At 36.8% G+C, this 18,842-nt stretch carries 15 protein-coding genes; 5 read left to right on the forward strand and 10 right to left on the reverse strand.

Features of this window, described 5'->3' with window-relative positions:
• Positions 1 to 164: 164 nt before the first annotated feature.
• The 3 genes from SFA27_RS17200 to SFA27_RS17210 form a co-directional block, all read right to left on the reverse strand.
• Positions 165 to 2,222: a M13 family metallopeptidase gene (locus SFA27_RS17200; protein ID WP_047377146.1), complete on the reverse strand. Its 2,058-nt coding sequence runs from the start codon at positions 2,220 to 2,222 to the stop codon at positions 165 to 167.
• A 187-nt stretch (positions 2,223 to 2,409) separates the two neighbouring features.
• Positions 2,410 to 5,808 (reverse strand): polysaccharide deacetylase family protein, encoded by a 3,399-nt coding sequence (locus tag SFA27_RS17205; protein WP_407293851.1) that lies wholly within the window; start codon positions 5,806 to 5,808, stop codon positions 2,410 to 2,412.
• A gap of 87 nt (positions 5,809 to 5,895) precedes the next feature.
• Positions 5,896 to 7,146: a CinA family nicotinamide mononucleotide deamidase-related protein gene (locus SFA27_RS17210; RefSeq protein ID WP_264518591.1), complete on the reverse strand. Its 1,251-nt coding sequence runs from the start codon at positions 7,144 to 7,146 to the stop codon at positions 5,896 to 5,898.
• Between the two features lie 115 nt (positions 7,147 to 7,261).
• On the opposite strand from SFA27_RS17210, the gene SFA27_RS17215 reads away from it, so the two are divergent.
• The gene (locus tag SFA27_RS17215) at positions 7,262 to 7,735 is read left to right on the forward strand and encodes a hypothetical protein (RefSeq protein ID WP_407293854.1); all 474 of its coding nucleotides are present in this window, start codon (positions 7,262 to 7,264) and stop codon (positions 7,733 to 7,735) included.
• Positions 7,736 to 7,797: 62 nt separating this feature from the next.
• Here the strand turns inward: SFA27_RS17215 and SFA27_RS17220 are convergent, their stop codons facing one another.
• The 5 genes from SFA27_RS17220 to SFA27_RS17240 form a co-directional block, all read right to left on the reverse strand.
• A complete protein-coding gene (locus tag SFA27_RS17220; protein WP_407293856.1) occupies positions 7,798 to 8,340 on the reverse strand; it encodes a lipocalin family protein in 543 nt (180 codons plus the stop codon).
• Positions 8,341 to 8,415: 75 nt separating this feature from the next.
• Entirely contained in the window at positions 8,416 to 9,150 is a 735-nt protein-coding gene (locus SFA27_RS17225; protein ID WP_264518592.1) for a LytTR family DNA-binding domain-containing protein, read from the reverse strand.
• 97 nt (positions 9,151 to 9,247) lie between these two features.
• Positions 9,248 to 9,664: a DUF6326 family protein gene (locus tag SFA27_RS17230; RefSeq protein WP_407293858.1), complete on the reverse strand. Its 417-nt coding sequence runs from the start codon at positions 9,662 to 9,664 to the stop codon at positions 9,248 to 9,250.
• A gap of 12 nt (positions 9,665 to 9,676) precedes the next feature.
• Entirely contained in the window at positions 9,677 to 10,369 is a 693-nt protein-coding gene (locus tag SFA27_RS17235; protein ID WP_407293860.1) for a DUF4386 domain-containing protein, read from the reverse strand.
• Between the two features lie 105 nt (positions 10,370 to 10,474).
• Positions 10,475 to 12,268: a histidine kinase gene (locus SFA27_RS17240; RefSeq protein WP_407293862.1), complete on the reverse strand. Its 1,794-nt coding sequence runs from the start codon at positions 12,266 to 12,268 to the stop codon at positions 10,475 to 10,477.
• A gap of 134 nt (positions 12,269 to 12,402) precedes the next feature.
• Between SFA27_RS17240 and SFA27_RS17245 the strand changes: the two genes are divergently transcribed.
• From SFA27_RS17245 to SFA27_RS17255, 3 genes are all read left to right on the forward strand, one after another.
• On the forward strand, positions 12,403 to 13,320 hold the full coding sequence (locus SFA27_RS17245) for an SIMPL domain-containing protein (RefSeq protein ID WP_407293864.1): 918 nt from the start codon (positions 12,403 to 12,405) through the stop codon (positions 13,318 to 13,320).
• 188 nt (positions 13,321 to 13,508) lie between these two features.
• Positions 13,509 to 14,183 carry an SIMPL domain-containing protein gene (locus SFA27_RS17250; protein WP_407293866.1) on the forward strand — a complete coding sequence of 225 codons (675 nt, stop codon included), beginning with the start codon at positions 13,509 to 13,511 and terminating at the stop codon, positions 14,181 to 14,183.
• Positions 14,184 to 14,383: 200 nt separating this feature from the next.
• Positions 14,384 to 15,574, forward strand: coding sequence for a vWA domain-containing protein (locus SFA27_RS17255; protein WP_407293869.1), 1,191 nt, complete (start codon positions 14,384 to 14,386; stop codon positions 15,572 to 15,574).
• Positions 15,575 to 15,861: 287 nt separating this feature from the next.
• Here the strand turns inward: SFA27_RS17255 and SFA27_RS17260 are convergent, their stop codons facing one another.
• Positions 15,862 to 17,067, reverse strand: a complete 1,206-nt coding sequence (locus tag SFA27_RS17260) for an NAD(P)/FAD-dependent oxidoreductase (protein ID WP_407293872.1) — start codon at positions 17,065 to 17,067, stop codon at positions 15,862 to 15,864.
• A 115-nt stretch (positions 17,068 to 17,182) separates the two neighbouring features.
• Here SFA27_RS17260 and SFA27_RS17265 point away from each other — a divergent pair, with 115 nt between their 5' ends.
• Complete coding sequence (locus tag SFA27_RS17265; protein ID WP_047377160.1) at positions 17,183 to 17,563, forward strand: STAS/SEC14 domain-containing protein; 381 nt, start codon at positions 17,183 to 17,185, stop codon at positions 17,561 to 17,563.
• A gap of 66 nt (positions 17,564 to 17,629) precedes the next feature.
• Here the strand turns inward: SFA27_RS17265 and SFA27_RS17270 are convergent, their stop codons facing one another.
• Positions 17,630 to 18,832: an MFS transporter gene (locus SFA27_RS17270; protein WP_156118415.1), complete on the reverse strand. Its 1,203-nt coding sequence runs from the start codon at positions 18,830 to 18,832 to the stop codon at positions 17,630 to 17,632.
• Positions 18,833 to 18,842: the final 10 nt, after the last annotated feature.

The raw sequence follows: 18,842 nt of genomic DNA on the forward strand, positions 1-18,842 counted from the left end.
TTGAATTTTTGCCACCCCTCCCTCGGAGGGGAATGATAAAAGCCGTTATGACAAAGGTACTCTTCCGATTCCCTAATCCCTAATCCCTATAACCTTTTACCTGCTACCTATCACCTGCTACCTCCTAAAAAACAAAACCGCCCATTGCTGAGCGGTTGTTATTTTTACCAGATTTTGATTCTGTCTTCCGGAGTTTTGTATAGTTTGTCTCCTTTTTTCACATCGAATGCTTTGTAGAAGGCATCAACGTTGATAAGCGGACCAAAACTTCTGAAATATCCCGGAGAGTGCGGGTCAGTTTTCACCTGATTCACCATATATTTCTCACTGGATAATGTTCTCCAAACAGTTGCCCAGCTTAGGAAGAATCTCTGATCCTGAGAGAATCCACTGATTTTTCCTGGGTTTCCTTTATCTTTTAAATACATTTGAAGAGCATCATAAGCGATGTTTACTCCACCTAAGTCAGCGATATTTTCACCGTTTGTGAAAGTACCGTTTACAAAAGTTCCTTTTACAGGCTCATATTTATCATACTGAGAAGCTAGAGCTTTTGTTGCTTTTTCGAAGTTCGCTTTATCTTCAGGAGTCCACCAGTCTACTAAGTTACCATCTGCATCGAACTGTGCTCCTGAATCATCAAATCCGTGGCTCATTTCGTGACCAATAACAGCACCAATACCTCCGAAGTTTACAGCAGCATCAGCTTTAGGGTTGAAGAATGGCGGCTGAAGGATTGCAGCAGGGAATACAATCTCGTTGTTTACCGGGTTGTAATATGCATTTACAGTCTGTGGAGTCATTCCCCATTCTGTTTTATCTACCGGCTTACCAATCTTAGCTAAGTCTTTGTTGTACTGCCATTCTCCAATGTTCTGAAGGTTTTTATAAAGGTTTCCACCATTTGCTTCAGAAAGGATATTTAACTTTGAATAGTCTTTCCATTTGTCCGGATAAGCAACTTTTACAGTGAACTTATTCAGTTTCTGCATTGCTTTTTCCTTAGTTGTAGAAGACATCCAAGCTAAGTTATTGATGTGAACGGCGAAGCTTTTCTTTAAATAGTCGATCAATTCTACCATCTGAGCTTTTGCTTCAGCAGGGAAATATTTCTCAACATATAATTTTCCGAAAGCTTCTCCCAAAGAACCGTTGATCAGCTCAAACCCTCTTTTGTTAAGAGCTCTCTGTTCCTGTTGTCCTCTAAGGTATTTACCATAGAAAGCGAACTTCATGTTTCCTAAGTTTTCACTTAAGTAAGAAGCACTTCCGTGGATCATGTGGAATTTCAGATAATCTTTAATTACAGGAAGATTCTGAGCATTTACTAATTTATCGAAATTCTTATAGAATCCTAATTCACTGATAATTACTTTGTCAGAATTTACTCCTACTTTTTTAAGATATCCCGGAAGATCAACATTTTTTACCAAAGCAGAAAGTTCAGCCATCGTCTTAGGATTGTACTGAAGTGTGTTATCGCGGCTCTGCTCGTTTGTCAGGTAAGTTTGTGCGATACTTTTTTCATAATTTACGATACCTTTTGCTGCCTCATCAGCATTTTTGTATCCTAATTCTTTTAGCATAGAAGCTACATATTTCTGATATTCAGCAATGGCTTCTGTATTTTTTTCGTTTACTTTCTGATAGTAATCTCTTCCTAAACCTAGAGAAGCATTTCCTAAGTAAACGGCATTCATTTTAGAATCTTTAAGGTCTGCATCTACACCCCATCCGTAGAAAACATTTTCTCCTTCTTTGGTTACCGATGTAAGATAAGTCTGAAGATCTGCCATATTTTTAATGGCATCAATTTTATTCAGATTTTCCTGGATAGGCTTGATTCCGTCTGCATTTCTCTTCTCCATATTCATGTAAGTAGCATACAGATCCTGAATTTTTTTACCTTCGCTTCCGTCAGCAAATTTATCTTTCAGAAGAGAGTTCAGGATTGTCATGGAATTGTTATCCGTATCCTCAGCCAGTTTATTGAAACTTCCCCAAGTTGGTTTGTCAGATGGAATTTTGGCAGTTTTCATCCATGTTCCACTTACATAGTTGTAAAAATCATCCTGAGGACGCACTGAAGTGTCCATCAAGCTAAGGTCTAAACCTTTGTCTGTGTTATTTACTGCTACTTTAGCAGCTTTAGCTTGTGCGCTCATAGTCGTCTGAGTACAAATCCCTGCTATTAAAAACAAAGAAAGCGTTATTTTTTTCATTATGATAACAATTTTTAGAATATGTATGATTTATTTCTTATTTGTTACTTTTTAAGCAAACAAATTTAAACAAATAACATTACAGCATTATAAAAATTTATAAAAGATGAAAGCTGGGAGAAGGAAGCTGGAAATTATGAAAATCATACAATAACTTCCAGCATCATTCTTCCGGCTTCCCGGCTTCTTAAGAAGCTGCTATCTCTTTTACATTCCCGGTTCTTTTCAGGAATCCCCAGGACTGCATTTCGCCTTTCAATGCTTTTCTTAAACTTTTAAACAATACAATATACATCAGCCATCTATACCCGAATCTCTGCGGAATAATATACAACAGGTTGATTAATTTTTCTCGCTGCATGATGAATGCCACTAAAGCTAAGGAAGCATCCACCAAAAGGAAGATCAGATAGTAGGTAAATATTTTATCACCGTTTCCGGACAGAATTCCAAAGAACATAATCACATCCGCCAGCGGTGAGAAAAATGGTATGATATATTGGAATAATAAAATATTCGGCATTGCCCAAAGTCCCAATCCTTTATATTTGGGGTTAAGGAAAGTCTGTCTCTGTTTCCAGAACATCTGCATGATCCCATAGGTCCAGCGGAAACGCTGTTTTAAAAACTGACTCGCGGTTTCCGGAGCTTCAGTAACTGCAACAGCTCTGTTTTCATTGGCAACCGTATATCCTGCTTTTAAAATCTTAACGGTAATATCACAATCTTCTGCTAAGGTATCGGATGAATAGCCTCCAGCTTCCATGATCACAGATCTTTTGAATGCACCGATAGCTCCCGGAATGACAGTAATCGCATTGATATTCGCGTATGCCAGCCTGTCAAAATTCTGACTTGTCGTATATTCTATAGCCTGCCATCTGGTGAGCCAGTTGACTCTGTTTCCAACTTTCACATTTCCTGCTACTGCTGCAATTTTTTCTTCCGGATCTGAGTTTAAAAATCTTGCAATCAGATATTTTACAGCATCCTGCTGCAGTTTGGTATCAGCATCAATACATACTACATATTCTGCATCAGTTTCTGAGATTCCGAAGTTTAAAGCTGTGGCTTTTCCACCGTTTCTTTTGGTGAAAATTTTCAGTTTCGGGTGATCCGGAAATGCTTCCAATGCTTTTTCATAAGTAGAATCTTTACTTCCGTCATCTACCATAATGATGTTAAAATTAGGATAGGTCTGCTTCAACAGATTATGCAGGGAAGAAACAATATTCACTTCCTCATTATAAGCAGGTACAATGATGGAAACTTTCGGATAGGATTCCAAAATCGGAAATCCGCCCAGTTTTTTTTCTTTTTTTCTTTCTTTAAAAGCCCAGTACGCCATTAATACCAGTCTGATTAGTCCTAAAACAATGAAAATGGTAAATAATGCAACCAGAAAATGACTTATTCCATAAATAATGGTGGCCAGTACAAGGTTAAGCTGCATGATATAATATGACTTTGTTTTCGGAACCTCAGGCATCAGTTCATTTCTGGTTTTATGCAGAATACTGGTCAGGTTTGTAAAATGATAGCCCTGTTTCTGAAGTGTAGGGATCAGAATTTTTAAAGCTTTTACCGTTTCTTCTCTCGTATCTCCACCAGCATCATGAAGAAGGATAATATTTCCTCTCTGTAGTTTGAGCCCGGCCATTACCCGTTTTACAATTTCATCTGCTTTTATTCCCGGCTGCCAGTCCTCAGGGTCTATATTTTCCCCGATATCCAGATAGTTTTGCTGTCTTGCCAGTGCTACCGGAATAATCTCTTCTGAAGTGGTAGGCTCAGAGTCTGCGTTATAGGGAGCTCTGAACAGAATAGTACTGTGCCCTGTCACGCATTCTATCAGTAACCTTGTCAGTTTCAGTTCCAGCAAAGCTCTTTCCGGGCTTACTTTCGCTACATTTTCATGGGTGAAGGTGTGGTTTCCGATTTCGTGTCCTTCACGATAAATTCTTTTAACAAGCGGAAGGTTCTTTTCTGCATTTAATCCTACTAGAAAGAATGCAGCCGGAACATGGTATTTAGACAGCACATCCAGTATCTGCGGAGTATAGGTCTCATCCGGACCATCGTCAAAAGTAAGCACCAGTTCTTTTTGTGGGGCACTTCCATATTTTTTCACCTCATAAGAGCTTGGGTAGGTAATATAATTTTCGTCTGTGATTATTTTTTCTTTCGGATCAATTTCCAGTGCTATTTTTCCGTCATGAGGAGTATTCAGAACATCCAGCACTTCTCCATCACCGATATAATCCACCATGGTCTGCCCTTTTACATTTTCCAGGGTTTTCAGATTCAGCTTGGAAAGACCACCAAACGTAAGGTCTTTATCATAAAAATTCCAGACTCTGCTGTCTTCACTTCCCAGTCTCCAGAGTGCTGTTCCTGCCAATGGATATTCTGAGGAAAAGCGCATTGTATTGAAAATAGAAGCCGCATCATTGAAAAACACAGTGTGGGTTAAATTTTTAGAATCAGTATAAGAATAATTTAAATTAAACGTATTGTCATTAAAATCAATGACAGCTTTACTGGCACTGGCTTTTGTAATCGCCTGCATGTAGGTAACAGAGGTGTTATCATCTGTATTGGAACTCCAGTCGTAGCCATAAGCTCCCAGGCCCAGTATAATTTTTTGCGGAGAGGTTTGTTTTACAATTTTTCCTGTCTGTTCTTCTATCCATTTTTGAGAAGAAACCGGACCGGCATCACTTCCTGCAGAATATTCGTCATAAGCCATCAGCACAAAGTAATCTACATAAGGATTCAATCTAGGAATGTTGTAATCATCATTATCCGTCATGATATCCATCGTCACCAGCAGCTGGTTCTTTTTGAAAGTTTCTGAAAGCTCTTTCATAAAGGCAATCAGGTTTTCATCAGAATTAAGGTTCATATCCTCAAAGTCAATATTAATTCCTTTGAAATGATATTTTTTACACTGCTGGGTAATTTTTTGGATCAGATTTGTTCTTTTCTGAGGATCATTAAGCACTTTCACTAATCCTTCCGAATGAAATTCCTGGTCAGAGTTGTTACTCAACATTGGCATTGCAGCAACTCCTGTTCTTTTGATCACTTTATATCCTTCCGGATCCACATTGGTTTTCAAATCACCTGTTTTGGGATCAAGGAAAAACCATTCCGGGAAAACCAGATTAACGTGTCTGATATTTCGTTTCAGAGACATCAGAGACTGGGGATCCCATGCTACATAAAATGCAGACCGGATTCCTCCTGGAAACTGAGCCCAGTTTCTGTTCTGATTTTTATATCTTTCTGCTCTCGCCTTCTGGATTTTGTCGAGATTGGTATGGATTGTTTTTTCTGAGATAAAGCTTCTGAAACCTTTATATTCTTTGGAAATTTTATTCTCCTGAAGATAGGGTTTATTGGCCGTAATTACAGCTTTGTAATCCTCTTTAAAAGGAATTTTAGGACTTCTGTCCAGAGTCATCATCAGCCCCAAAGCAAGCAAAAGCAGAATTCCTACAAAGATAAAAATACGGCTTCCCCATTGTACACTTTTCCAACGTTTCTTGCTGTTGGTCTGAAAAATCTGATTGGAATTTTCCACGATTTTGAAATTTATTGAATGACTCTCAAAAACTGTGAAAAACCCTACTAAAATTAATTAAAAAAAAATTAAAAAACAGAAATGTATCTAACTGTTTATAAGAAGGCTTACAAGATCCTGAATCACCTTTTGAGAAACGAAATCCATGAAGTCTACTCTTTCCAGATGCGGCATATATAATTTGGAGGTTACCGTTTTCTCATGAATTCTTATTGTGTAGTAAACCGTCCCAATATCTTTACCGTCTTCTCCTTTTCCCGGGCCGGCTACACCCGTTGTAGAAAGGGAAATATGGGTTTCAAATAATTCCTGGCAGCCTTTTGCCATTTCCTGAGCTACCTCTTCACTTACCACAGTAAAATGATCTACGGTTTCTTTAGAAACATTCAAAATTTTAATCTTCTTTTCTGTAGCATAAGCCACCATTCCACCAAGGAAATATTTTGAACTGCCGGAAACTGAAGTAATCATTTTTGCCAGTTCCCCTCCGGTACAACTTTCAGCAGTGGAAATTGTCAAGTTTCTTTCCGTAAGCATTTCTGCCAGAATATTTTCAATTTTATCTTCAGATACTGCTATGACATGGCCTTCTACCAAGGGAAGCAGCTTCTGAATTTCTTCTTCTGTTCTTTCTTTCAATAATTCTTCATTATCACCGGAAGCCGTCAGGCGGAGTTTTACACGAGTGCCTACCGGAAGATAAGACAGTGCTGTATTTTCCGGAAGTGCAAGTTCCCAATCTTCAATTTTGTCTGCAAGGATACTCTCAGGAATTCCCACTACGGAAACAATTCTGGTATGAATATAATGAAGGCTGAATCTTTGCTGCAAATAAGGAATAATCTGATCTTTAATAAGCGGTTTCACCTCGTAAGGAACTCCCGGAAGACTATAGCACAGCTTTCCGTCCTGCTCCATCATCATACAGGGTGCCGTTCCGTAATGATTCTGAAAAACAATGGATCTGGTGGGTACAAAAGCCTGTTCTTTGTTTCTTTCGAGAATATCTGCCCGTCCTCTTCTTTCCATATAGTCTTTAAGATGGTTGAACGTTACCTCATCCAGGGCAATTTCATCATTGAAATATTCAGCCAGTGCCTTTTTGGTTTTGTCATCTCTGGTAGGCCCCAGCCCTCCTGTTGTAATGACTAAGTCGCCTGCTTCAAAAGCAACACCGAGTGCCTCTTTAATGGTTTCAATTTCGTCTGAGATCGTAAGAATCTGAGTAACTTTTATTCCTATGTTTTTAAGTTCAGCAGCAATAAAATTAGAATTGGTATCTACCGTATTTCCCGAAAGGATTTCATCACCAATCGTAATCAGAACAGCTTTTTCCATATGCTTTTTTGTTGAAAAAAATTCTATGCAAATGACGGAAAATTATGTGGCAGCGACAATATAAATTGATTTTTTCTATTTTTGACGAAATTTATTTAAAACAACAATAAGAATTATGTCTAAATATGATGATGCTTCATGGCATTATGGTGGTGATTTTCCTGAAGGACTTCCTCAGAAAAACGGAGCAACACATACAGGAATGTTCCTGAACTGGTGCATTCAGAATGATCTGATTTCTGATGAACTGAAAGAAGATGGTAAAGAGGAAATTGAGAAATTAAAACGAAGAGAAATTACCGTTGCAGAATTCATTATGGATTCCTGCGACGGGAAATTTTCTGAATATGACCTGAATGAGCTGGGAAATCTTTTTGCAAAGGATTATTATGCAGATGATACCGATTTCGGAAACAGACACAGCTCATTTGCTGATGATTATGTAAATATTTTTGATGCTAAAGCAGAGGAAAATGACTATGAATATGAAACCTTCTATCACATTGAGGATACCTATGAAAACTATGATCTGATGAAACAGGTTATTGATCACCGTTTTGAGGAATGGAAAGAGTATATTAAAAACTAAAGAGCGAGAGAGCAAAATCACTGAAATCCATCAATTTTTCTACGATTTTGCTCTTTTACTTTTTATTGATTATGCTTCACCCAGATCAGTTCATCGGTATTATAACCTATTTTTTTTGCTTTCTGAATGAAACGCTGACGAATGCTTTCCGGAATATTTGTTGTACGGGAAAGAATCCATAAATATTTTAAACTGCTTCCCGCCACCAGAGCATATTGATAGTCTTCATCAATATCTATGACATTGTAACCAGCCCAGATTGGTTTAAAAAATGAAACTTTCAGGCGGGCTTCCGTAGTATCTTTTACAAATTTTGCTTCCCCAATCGATTCATTCCATATTTTTTTTATGTAGTCGAACCCTTTATTTCTGACCTGAACTGTTCCATCCGGATTCTCCGTATATTCAGCAGTAACATTATCCATATTTTTTTCAAACCTGTAATCAAAACGGGCGATCTCATACCATCTGCCAAGATATTTTTTAAGATCAAAATTCTTTACCGCAGATGCTCCTCTGGGAATTCTTGCAGAATAGGAATTAAAAACGATAAGCCCTAATGCTCCCAACGAAACGGGGAGTATAATTTTATGAATAGTTTTCATGACAGAAATATTTTTGTGTGGTTCTTATAAAAACTTCAAAAATAATGCCTTAAAGCTGTTAAGGAACAATAAATTCTATGAAAATACCTTCAGGAAATTATCTTTAAAACTACCTGAAACTTCAATTTCTGTATCGTCAGACAACATTACAGTTCCGCTTTTATGATAAGATTTTACGAAACCCGTATTGATAATATGGGAACGGTGAACTCTCACAAAAGGGCTTTCCAACAGGTCATCAAAGTGTTTTAAAAACCGGCACACCATTTTCTTGGAACCGTCGGTAAGATAAACCTGTGTAAAGTTTCCATCAGCCTGAAGTCTCACAATATCTTCAGTCTTTACGACATCAAATCCCTGCAGGGTTGGAAGAATCAGCTGCTGCTTTTCTGGTTTTAATTTCAGGTTTTCAAGCAGGATCTTATTCCGGTTGAGTTCTTCTTTTTTCTCAAGGCTTTCCACCACTTTATTCACCGCAAGAATCAACTCCTGAATATCAATAGGTTTTAAAATATAATAACTTGCCGATTTATTTAAAGCCTGCAAAGAGTATTGTGAAAATGCAGTAATGAAAATGGTTTCATAGGAGAAATCTTTGGTGGCTTCCAGAACGTCAAAAGCATTTCCAAAAGGCATTTCTACATCGAGAAAAACCAATTGAGGCTGCTTTTCAGCAATCAATGGTACGGCTTCTTTAATATTTTCAGCTTCACCAAGAATTTCCACCTGCGGGCAGTATTTGGTAAGATAGCTTCGTAAAACTTCTCTTGCTATGAGTTCATCATCTACAATGACAGCTTTTATTTTCATTACATCAGATTTTAGGTGGAGGATAATAGGTTGCAGGTGCAAATTAGGAATATTTAATCAACCTTACAATCTTACCCAAACCATCTGTGGATAAAGGCTATACTTTCTTCCAGCACCATGCGTACTTTACGATTAATATTGTAATGATGCATTCTACCATTGCAAGGAAAACATAAAACAAATACCAATCCGAGAAGGAAATAACACCAATAAACAACATAACCAAAGTAAAAAATGTACCAAAAATGATGTTGAGAATTCTGTTGATCACTGGTTTCAGGATCAGAGAAAGAAATACCATCACCGCTGGAATTGTCAGAACAACAGAAGCAAGAAATAATTTCGGCGGAGAATCTAATAAATTGGTTCCTTCCACCAGACTGCGTGCTTTCCCCGGAGTATAAAGCTCGAAATAATCACCGTACAGATAGCACAGAGTAACTGAAGCCCAAAGACCTGCCAATATGATTTTCACATTGATCTGTACATCTTCAAATTTTGTAGAATTGTTCATGGTTATGATTTTTTAATTTATTTTTTTATTTCGTATCCCAACCAGCAGCAGCCACAAACAGGTTCCTATCTCTCCTATTGTTGCCGGTAATGTAATATAACCTGATATCAGGTAGTCTGAAAAATGAGGAACTGCAATTCTTCCAAAAACGTTGATCAGATATCCAAAACACCCCAACATTAAGAAGATGCCTAAAACTTTGGGTAAGAATCCTGACTTATACACCAGATATCCAAAAGGGAAAAGCCATAATCCCCAAAAGATCTGTGCAATTAAAAGTCCCTTGTTATAACTGCTCAGCAAGAACATCATCTGGGCCTGCAGCTGCTTCAGATCAAATATTTTCAGATAATCAGCTCCTTCAATAATAGTAAGAACAGAAAATTTGTTTTGGAGATTGATAAAGGAAATAGGAATACTGATAAGGGCAAGAATAACCATCAGTTTTGCATAACGATCATCTACAACTTCCAATAGTTTATACAAAACTAAAGGAAGTAAAGTAAAAGCAATATAACAAATAATGCTGCTTGCTATACTTACTCTGAATAACTGCACTGAAGACGAAATATTTTGAAAAGTCAATGCAGAATTTTCCCAGACGATCAGCTTTGACGGAACGTACATTAAACTGAAAAATCCGGTTATAATCACAATGAGATAAAAAAATCCCGCGAGTCTGGTTATTTTAGGAGTTGTAGTCATTTTGGGTTACGTTTTTATCTGTTAAGACAATAACTTGTTCAAAATGGTTACAGATTTTTTAAGGTGGGAGTAAAAGATAATAGGTAAAAGACTATTTTCAGGGGTTTATGGTATTTTTATTTTTATAGTAACCAAAACTCCATTATCATTTTCCTTATCTTTTACAGAACAGGTAATATCTTTTTTATACAAATCATTCAGAAGCTGAATTCTTTCCAGCGTATTTTTCATTCCTCTCCCTTCTCTGTTTTTTTGATGCTGGGTTTTCTGCTTTTTACTTTCTTCAATTCCTATTCCGTTGTCTTCGATAAGAATTTTCAGATGTGATTCATTTTTTTCAAAGTTTAATTTTAAAAATCCTTTTTCTGTTCTGTAGCGGAGTCCGTGCCATATTGCATTTTCCAGAAACGGCTGTATCAGCATTCCCGGAATCTGCAGGTTCTGCATATTGAGGGCTTCATCTACAGCAATCTCGTAATCAAATTTATCAGCAAAACGCGTTTTTTCAAGAGCAAGATAATTTTGGAGAAGATCAAGCTCTTGTTGGAAAGGAATAAAATCTTCGGTAGAATTTTCCATTACACCACGCATCAGCTTAGAAAACTTTGTCAGATACTGGTTAGCCTCCAGTTCATTATTGGTTGCTATAAAATGGTTGACACTATTTAAACTGTTAAAAATAAAATGCGGATTCATCTCTCTACGCAGCGACTGAAGAGCAATTTTCTTATTTTTCGTCTGAACCTTTTTCAGCATTCTGAAAATAAAAATAACTAATCCGGTAAGCAATATTAAAACTCCGATCAGACTGTAATTAAAGACATTTTTCTTTCTGATAAGTTCGTCTTTAAGTTCTCTTTCTTTTTCCAGCTGTGAGATTCTCTGCTCTGTATCTTCCAGAATTTTATTATCAACGAGGCTTCTGTCTTTGGAAACCAGGTTCGGTAGTTTTCCCAAAAAATCTCTGTACAATTGAACAGAGGCATCAATATTCCCTGAAATGGCATACAAGCTGTCCAGTTTTTTTACGCTTTTCTGTGCTTCTAGTGTATGGCCTTTGTCCAAAGCAATTCCGTAGGCATTTTTCAACAGATCTACGGCTTCTTCCGGATCATTTTTCTTAATATAAATATTCGCAAGCTCCTGGATCTGGTTAACTTTTTCCTGAGAGTTTTCTTTTACAAAGTCTTCTTTCAGCACCTTCTTTTTGGCTTCAATAGCTTTCTCAAAATTTTTGTTTTCAACGTAGAGATCTGCGAGTTTTTGATTGATGGCCAAAGCTTGCTTCGGAGCTTCTTTTTTAGAGATTTTATAAGCTGTATTCAGGTTTTCTTCAGCACTGGAGACATCTTTCTGTTTCAGATTGACATCAGCCAGCTGGCTGTAACTTTCTGCAAGGTCTCCCTGTTCGTTTTCCTTTTTAGTCAGATTGATGTTATTCTGAATTGCTTCTGCTTTCAGTTCGGGTGTAGGAGAAGAAAGTCTTGCCGCATCATTAGAATTCACGGCTTTACTTTTTTCGCTATAACTCACTTGTGCTGCCATGCTGTAATTGCTGATGGCAGGTGTTATTTTGTTCTGTTTTTCCTGTGACTGGGCTAGTCTTCGGGTTGCTTTTTCAATATTGGATTTGTCATTAAGTTTTTCATACAGCTTTTTTGCTTTTGTATAATACTCTTCACTTTTCGGAAAGTTTCCGCCATTGAAAAATGTTTCCCCGATATTATAATAAGAATCTGCCTGGGCAGGTTCATTTTTTGTGTCCATTGCTTTTTTCAGCTTCTTCGTTTCTACCTGCACTTCTTCCACAGCAGCACTGCTGTTATTAGTGGTTTGGGAATACATTATATTTCCAAAAAGCACCAGTAAAAAGATAGTAAAGAGTTTAAGCATTTTCATAAAACAAAGATATACATATATATAGTCTGCTCAAAAACTATTCACCAAGTGAAGTTTCCCATTCACCAAGTTGAGTCTCTGATACTGTGACCGTAAGGCTAAGTTTGAGGCAAAATAATTCAAATTTAAAAATCATGAAAAAACTAACATTTACATTTTGTATCATCACTGCATCTTTTTTTAATCTTTCAAAAGCACAGGTTGGAGGAAACCAAATCTACAAAGACAGAAATAACGCCGATTATTCCGCTCCCAGAAATCTCACTGAATTTAACAATACCAATAGTTATTTCACCAACGACTCTACACTGATTGTTAATGTAAAAATATTGATGAACAAGCCTGCAGACCGTTACAAAATCACACTCGGACTGAATGAGGAAGCTGACACTCCAAAAATTGCACTGGAGAATATCAATAAGAGAATCAATGGTTTTATCAAAAGGATATCTTCAATGGGAATCAAAACTGATGATATTTTTGTGGATTTTATTTCACAAACGAAAGTCTATGATTACAACATCAATAAAGACTCACAGGTAACCACCCAGAAAATGGATGGATTTGAAACTAAGAAAAATATCATTATTACAGTAAACAAGCACTCAATGATTGAAAAGCTGATCTCTGAAGCTTCCGATTTCCAGATTTATGACGTTATCAAAGTAGACTATATCAGCAATGATATTGATAAAATTCAGGAAGATCTACTCAAGGAAGCATATTCTGTTTTTGACAAAAAGAAAGGAAACTATTTTAAAATGTTTAAAAAGGAAATTATCGGAAACCCTACAGCTACATCCGGTTTTACATATGTTTTCCCTAAAAGTCAATATCAAAATTATACAGCTTTTGAAAGTGCGAATGTCACCTATGGATATGACACCAGGTATGTAAAGAAGGAAGAGAGAAAGTCAAAAACCTTTTATTATGACGGTACAGATTATATCGATTTTGATAAGGTCATCAATAATTCTGATCCTGAAGTGGGCATACAATATATCATGAACCTCAACGTAAAATATGATCTGAAAAAGAATAAAGAGAAATAAAGTAAAAACATCTCTTCATCATCTTAATAGCTTAAAAAATCTAACAGTTTAAAAAAGTCTTTTTTACCTCATTCTTCTTTTTACAAAGGCTCACCAAGTGAAAGCTCCATTTCACCAAGTCTTCCGGAATCCGGTAACTGAACTGTGTAATTTTACATCAGTAATTAAAAATTTAAAAACAGGAAATTATGAAATTGAAACATTTTTTATTAATCGGAATTTTAACCCTTGGAAGCTTTGTAAATGCTCAGGAAGTAAAGAAAAATGCAATTGAGGTAACAGGTGTTGCCGAAATGGAAGTAGAACCGGATGAAATTATCTTCAGCATCGGAATAAAAGCAGATAACAAAAATGATCTGGCAGATAATGAGAAGAAGTTATTTGAAACTTTAAAGAATGCAGGAGTAAAGAATGAAGACATCAAGTTCAAATCTATGTATCAGAATATTTATTCTAAAACAGCTAAGTTTTCTAAGAACTATCAGTTTAAAGCCAGCACAAAATCAAGTCTTAGCAAAATTTTTGAAGACCTGAACCAAAAATGGGTAAGCAGCCTGAACATTACAGAGGTAAAGAGTACTAAAATTGCAGATTTCAGAAAAGCAGTTAAGATCAATGCTTTGAAAGCCGCTAAAGAAAAGGCAGATTATTTATTGGAAAGCATGGGTAAAAAGACAGGAAATGCTCTTGAGATTGTAGAGATAGAAGATTACACCAGTGATATGATTATGCCAGCAGCTTACAAAGGAAGAGCAAGCAATATTCAGTTGGAAATGGCTGATGCTCCGGTAGATTATTCTTTTGATAATATTGAAAATATCAAGCTGAAATACAGCATCAAAACCAAATACGAAATCCTTTAAAATAACAGATTAAAAAAAGACAGCTCCTCTGGAGCTGTCTTTTTTTGCGTGCTGCCAAGTTCACCAAGTCAAACTACTGATTCACCAAGTTTCCCAGTTTACAGCCATAAATAGGGATAATTTTACTTTAGGAATTCAAAATAATAAACATTGAAATCCTATTACCTAATTACAGCAGACAACTTATAAAAAATAACAATATGACAACTTTAAAAATCTTAGCACTTGCAGCGGGTACAGCTTTTTTAAGCTCTGGTAATATTCCGGACAACCGCTCTACACAAAATAATGTTGACAGCCATTTATCTATACAGAAAACAGCATTAGTTCCGGCCAGTTCAACTTTAAAGGACAATAAAATTCAGGTTGCTCTTTTACTGGATACTTCCAATAGTATGGACGGGCTGATTGATCAGGCAAAATCGAGACTCTGGAATATTGTGAATACTTTGACAACTCTAAGGTACAACGGAAAAGCTCCCCAGATTGAAATTGCCCTGTATGAATATGGAAACGACGGAATCCGTGATGAAAATTATATCCGTCAGGTTGCTCCTCTCACTCAGGACCTTGATCTCATTTCCGAAAAATTGTTTGCATTAAGAACCAATGGAGGCAGTGAATATTGCGGTGCTGTTATTCGTGATGCTTCTGCCAACCTGAACTGGGACAGCAATGATAAAAGTATGAAGCTGATTTATATTGCCGGGAATGAAGCATTCGATCAGGGAAAAATAAATTATAAAGACGTGGTTTCAAAAGCAAAGGATAAAAATATTTATACCAACACCATTTTCTGTGGAAGCCGGGAAGAAGGAATCCAGACTTTCTGGCAAAACGGAGCATCATTGGGAGGTGGGAAGTATTTCAATATCGATAGTGACAGAAAAGTAATCTATATTGAAACTCCTTACGATATCAGAATTTCCGAATGCAATGCAAAGCTGAATGATACGTATATCTATTACGGAAATCATGGTTCGGAATACAGATTAAAGCAGATCACACAAGATAAAAATGCAGAAATGCAGTCAGCATCCAATTTAGTGGAAAGAGCCGTGGCAAAATCTAAAAAGAATGCTTACAAAAATGATCACTGGGATCTGGTAGATAAAGCGGAAAAGGATGCCAGATTTATTGCTAATGTAAAAGAAAGTGAACTTCCTGCCGAGCTGAAAGGAAAAAGCAAGGAAGAAATTCAGAAAACGATTACGGCAAAATCTGCTGCTCGTGATAAAATTCAGAAAGAAATTGAAGAGCTTTCCAAAAAACGGCAGTCCTATATTGATGGAGAAATGAAGAAACGTGGAACTGATGATTCTGACGATCTTGGAAAAGCCATTGAAAGTTCTATTCTTGAACTTGCAAAAAAGAATGGGTATAGTTTGTAGTTGAACAGGCAGTCTTTTTGTGACTGCCTGTTTTTTTCTAACCACCCCGGCAAAAATTCTTTGAATTTTTGCCACCCCTCCAGAGGAGGAGAATTGAGCCCTTTCTATCGAAGTATTTGTCAAAGTATCTTTTACTACATTTCTTTAAGTAATTCAAGTAGGATTCCTGCGGAATGACACAATTGGAACAGCGTTTTATCCAGGTAGTTTGTCATTCCGTAGGAATCTAAATAAACTTTTGTGTACAAGATATCTGCAGAATCTGAAGTTTAAAATGAAGCACAAATTTATCTCCCAAATTTAAAATACCTTGATAATGGATGTTTTTTGTTCTTCATAAATAGAGAAGCCATCTCCATCCCTGTTACTGAAAAAGTAATTCCGTTTCCTCCGAAGCCCAATACGAAATAAGAGTTTTTAAACTTTTCATGTTTGCTGATATAAGGTAAACCATCTTTCGTTTCGCCAAAAGTTCCAGCCCATGTGAAATCCGTATAAAAATGATAATCAGGTTTTATTTTTTTTAGATTTTTAAGGATCTCTTTTTCTTTTTTATTGAGGAGCGCGTCCCGTTTTTCAGCGCCATAAAAATCTTCGTCTCCTCCTCCGATAAGAATTCTTCCATCATCGGTAGTCCGCATGTAGAGATAAGGATCATCGGTATTCCAGACCAGTGTACTGCTGATATTTTTAAACTTGTCTTTGTCTATTTCAGAAACGACGGCATAGGTACTTTTGAGATTAACAAAGTTTTCTTTCAGCAGGTTTTTACTTTCATAACCAATGCAGTAAATGATCTTTTTTGCCTTGATCTGAAATCCACTGTTTATGGTAACCAGATTAAAACCTTTATGTTCAACTACTTTTATCATTTCAGTCTTATCAAATACCTTCAATCCTTTCTTTACATTATGCATAAAAAGTTCATGAGCAAACTGAAAAGCATCAATACTGGCTCCCTGCCTGGATAATATTCCGCCGTATGCATTCTCAAATTCAAATTTTTCCAGAATATGCTCTGCTTCCAGCCATTGTACTTCAAATCCGTTTTGTTTTCTCGCTTTATATTCTTTCTTCAGCCATTCTGAATCTTTCTTTTTTGAAGCAAAATACAAAGACTTTTTTCGTTTAAAACCTGCTTTGGACTTGATCAATTTTGTAAGTTTTTCTATCGAATCAATCGCATCACTGCAGGCTTTATAGCTTAAGACAGCTCCTTTCTCACCTATTTTTTCTATCAGCTCATAAAGAGGAACATCTATTTCGTACTGCAGCATTGAAGTGGTAGCAGAAGTGCTTCCATTACAAAGCTCTCTTTTATCAATAAGGATTGTATCATACCCGTCTTCTATCATCTGATGGGCTATCAGACTTCCTGTAATACCGCCTCCCACCACAAGAACATCACATTTTTCATTTGATTTTAAAGACGGATAAGATGCCATTAACCCATTTTTTAAAAGCCAGAAAGGTTCATTTGATTTGAGATCCATATTAATATTTTATGTTGAAAGTAACAATATTTATACCTTTTTTAACAATTTTTCATCAAATTCTGGTTTAATTATTGTAGTTCTTTTAAACTCAAACCACCATAAAATATTTATTATGATAACAATTATTCCAGAAGCCCCGGAAAATGTTGCAGCATTCAATGCAACGGGAGAAGTAACGAAAGAGGATTTTGAAAGACTGGTTATTCCGCGTGTAAAAGAGAAGGTAGAGCAATTCGGTGAGCTGAATTATTTATTGTATTTGGATACCGATCTGGATAATTTTACCATGGGTGCATGGCTCGAAGATTTGCTGTTAGGATTGAAAAATCTTACCAATTGGAATCGGTCAGCCATTGTTACTGACAAAGAGGGTATACGTGATTTTACCAGTATTTTCAGTGTTCTGATGCCGGGAGAGTTTAAATCTTTCCCCAAAGAAAATTTATACAATGCCCTCTACTGGTGCAAAAATGGAGATGAAGTGGAGGCATAAAACTTATCTTATAAAAAATCGCCTGTTTCACTGAAACAGGCGATTTTATTTTTAACTATGGCTCATTTATTTATCACATGATACACATTCAGCAGCCACTTCTTCTTCATTTTGAGTTTTTGAACCGTACAGGTATATATATCTTATACTTATCACCACTCCTATAAAAGTCATCCCTACACCTACCAGCGATGGATAGTTGAATGAATAGCCATATTCCAGAGGAATTCCCCCCAGGAAAGCTCCCATTGCATTGGCAATATTAAAACCAGCCTGCATAAAAGCAGCGGCCATCATTTCGCTTTTTGGAGCGGCTTTCATCATCATAATATTGATAGGTGATGCAATAGACATGGATAAAGCACCACACATAAAGGTGAGTACCAGAGCAATATTTTTATATTCTGCAAGGAAGAAAACACCTCCAAGAGAAATCATCATCAGGAAAATGAGAAGAGCACAGGTTTTTTCAGGTCCTAATTTATCTGAAACAATACCTCCCACCAGATTTCCAACTACCATTCCGGCTCCGGCAAGAACCATCACATAGGCCATCTGGCTGCTCTTAATTCCGGCAACAACGGTCATCAATGGTGTAATATAGCTTAACCATGTGAAAAGACCTCCAAACCCTATCGCTGTAATGGCAAGAACCAGCCACGACTGTTTATTTTTAAGGAATTTCAGTTCTTCCAGGAAGTGTGTATTTTGGTTGGATTCCATTGCAGGAAGCCACAGTTTCAGAAATAATATGGCAAAAAGACCAATCGCCGCTACGATAGCAAAGTACAGTCTCCAGTGAAATGTATGCCCAATATAAGTGACCAGTGGAACCATAGCCAGATTGGCGACCGTGAGCCCCGTAAACATCATCGATATATAAAATGCTTCTTTCCCTTTTCCTGCCATTTTTGAAGCGACTACTGTTCCTACTCCAAAGAATGCTCCATGAGGAAGCCCGGACAGAAAACGAATAATCAGCATGCTGTTATAATCGGGAGCAATAGCAGAAAGTCCGTTAAATATTGTAAAAAGGATCATAAAAGCTATCAAAACTTTCTTCGGAGGAAATTTTACTGAGTATCCGATCAGAATCGGAGCTCCGATAACGACTCCCATAGCATAAGCAGAAATTAAATGCCCGGCCTGCGGGATTGTGATCTGTAATGTTTTTGCAATATCCGGCAACAGTCCCATCACGGTAAATTCCGTAGTTCCTATTCCCAAACCACCTATAGCCAGTGGTATTATTCTTTTATCAATCTTCATTGTATCTAAA

Source organism: Chryseobacterium sp. HR92 (assembly GCF_045689405.1).
In the GTDB taxonomy this organism is placed as follows: domain Bacteria; phylum Bacteroidota; class Bacteroidia; order Flavobacteriales; family Weeksellaceae; genus Chryseobacterium; species Chryseobacterium viscerum_A.

Excerpts from the sequence above, each read along its gene's own strand:
- SFA27_RS17200 (WP_047377146.1), bottom strand. The coding sequence starts at position 2,222 with ATGAAAAAAATAACGCTTTCTTTGTTTTTAATAGCAGGGATTTGTACT.
- SFA27_RS17210 (WP_264518591.1), bottom strand. The coding sequence starts at position 7,146 with ATGGAAAAAGCTGTTCTGATTACGATTGGTGATGAAATCCTTTCGGGA.
- SFA27_RS17215 (WP_407293854.1), top strand. The coding sequence starts at position 7,262 with ATGTCTAAATATGATGATGCTTCATGGCATTATGGTGGTGATTTTCCT.
- SFA27_RS17220 (WP_407293856.1), bottom strand. The coding sequence starts at position 8,340 with ATGAAAACTATTCATAAAATTATACTCCCCGTTTCGTTGGGAGCATTA.
- SFA27_RS17225 (WP_264518592.1), bottom strand. The coding sequence starts at position 9,150 with ATGAAAATAAAAGCTGTCATTGTAGATGATGAACTCATAGCAAGAGAA.
- SFA27_RS17230 (WP_407293858.1), bottom strand. The coding sequence starts at position 9,664 with ATGAACAATTCTACAAAATTTGAAGATGTACAGATCAATGTGAAAATC.
- SFA27_RS17235 (WP_407293860.1), bottom strand. The coding sequence starts at position 10,369 with ATGACTACAACTCCTAAAATAACCAGACTCGCGGGATTTTTTTATCTC.
- SFA27_RS17240 (WP_407293862.1), bottom strand. The coding sequence starts at position 12,268 with ATGAAAATGCTTAAACTCTTTACTATCTTTTTACTGGTGCTTTTTGGA.
- SFA27_RS17245 (WP_407293864.1), top strand. The coding sequence starts at position 12,403 with ATGAAAAAACTAACATTTACATTTTGTATCATCACTGCATCTTTTTTT.
- SFA27_RS17250 (WP_407293866.1), top strand. The coding sequence starts at position 13,509 with ATGAAATTGAAACATTTTTTATTAATCGGAATTTTAACCCTTGGAAGC.
- SFA27_RS17255 (WP_407293869.1), top strand. The coding sequence starts at position 14,384 with ATGACAACTTTAAAAATCTTAGCACTTGCAGCGGGTACAGCTTTTTTA.
- SFA27_RS17260 (WP_407293872.1), bottom strand. The coding sequence starts at position 17,067 with ATGGATCTCAAATCAAATGAACCTTTCTGGCTTTTAAAAAATGGGTTA.
- SFA27_RS17265 (WP_047377160.1), top strand. The coding sequence starts at position 17,183 with ATGATAACAATTATTCCAGAAGCCCCGGAAAATGTTGCAGCATTCAAT.
- SFA27_RS17270 (WP_156118415.1), bottom strand. The coding sequence starts at position 18,832 with ATGAAGATTGATAAAAGAATAATACCACTGGCTATAGGTGGTTTGGGA.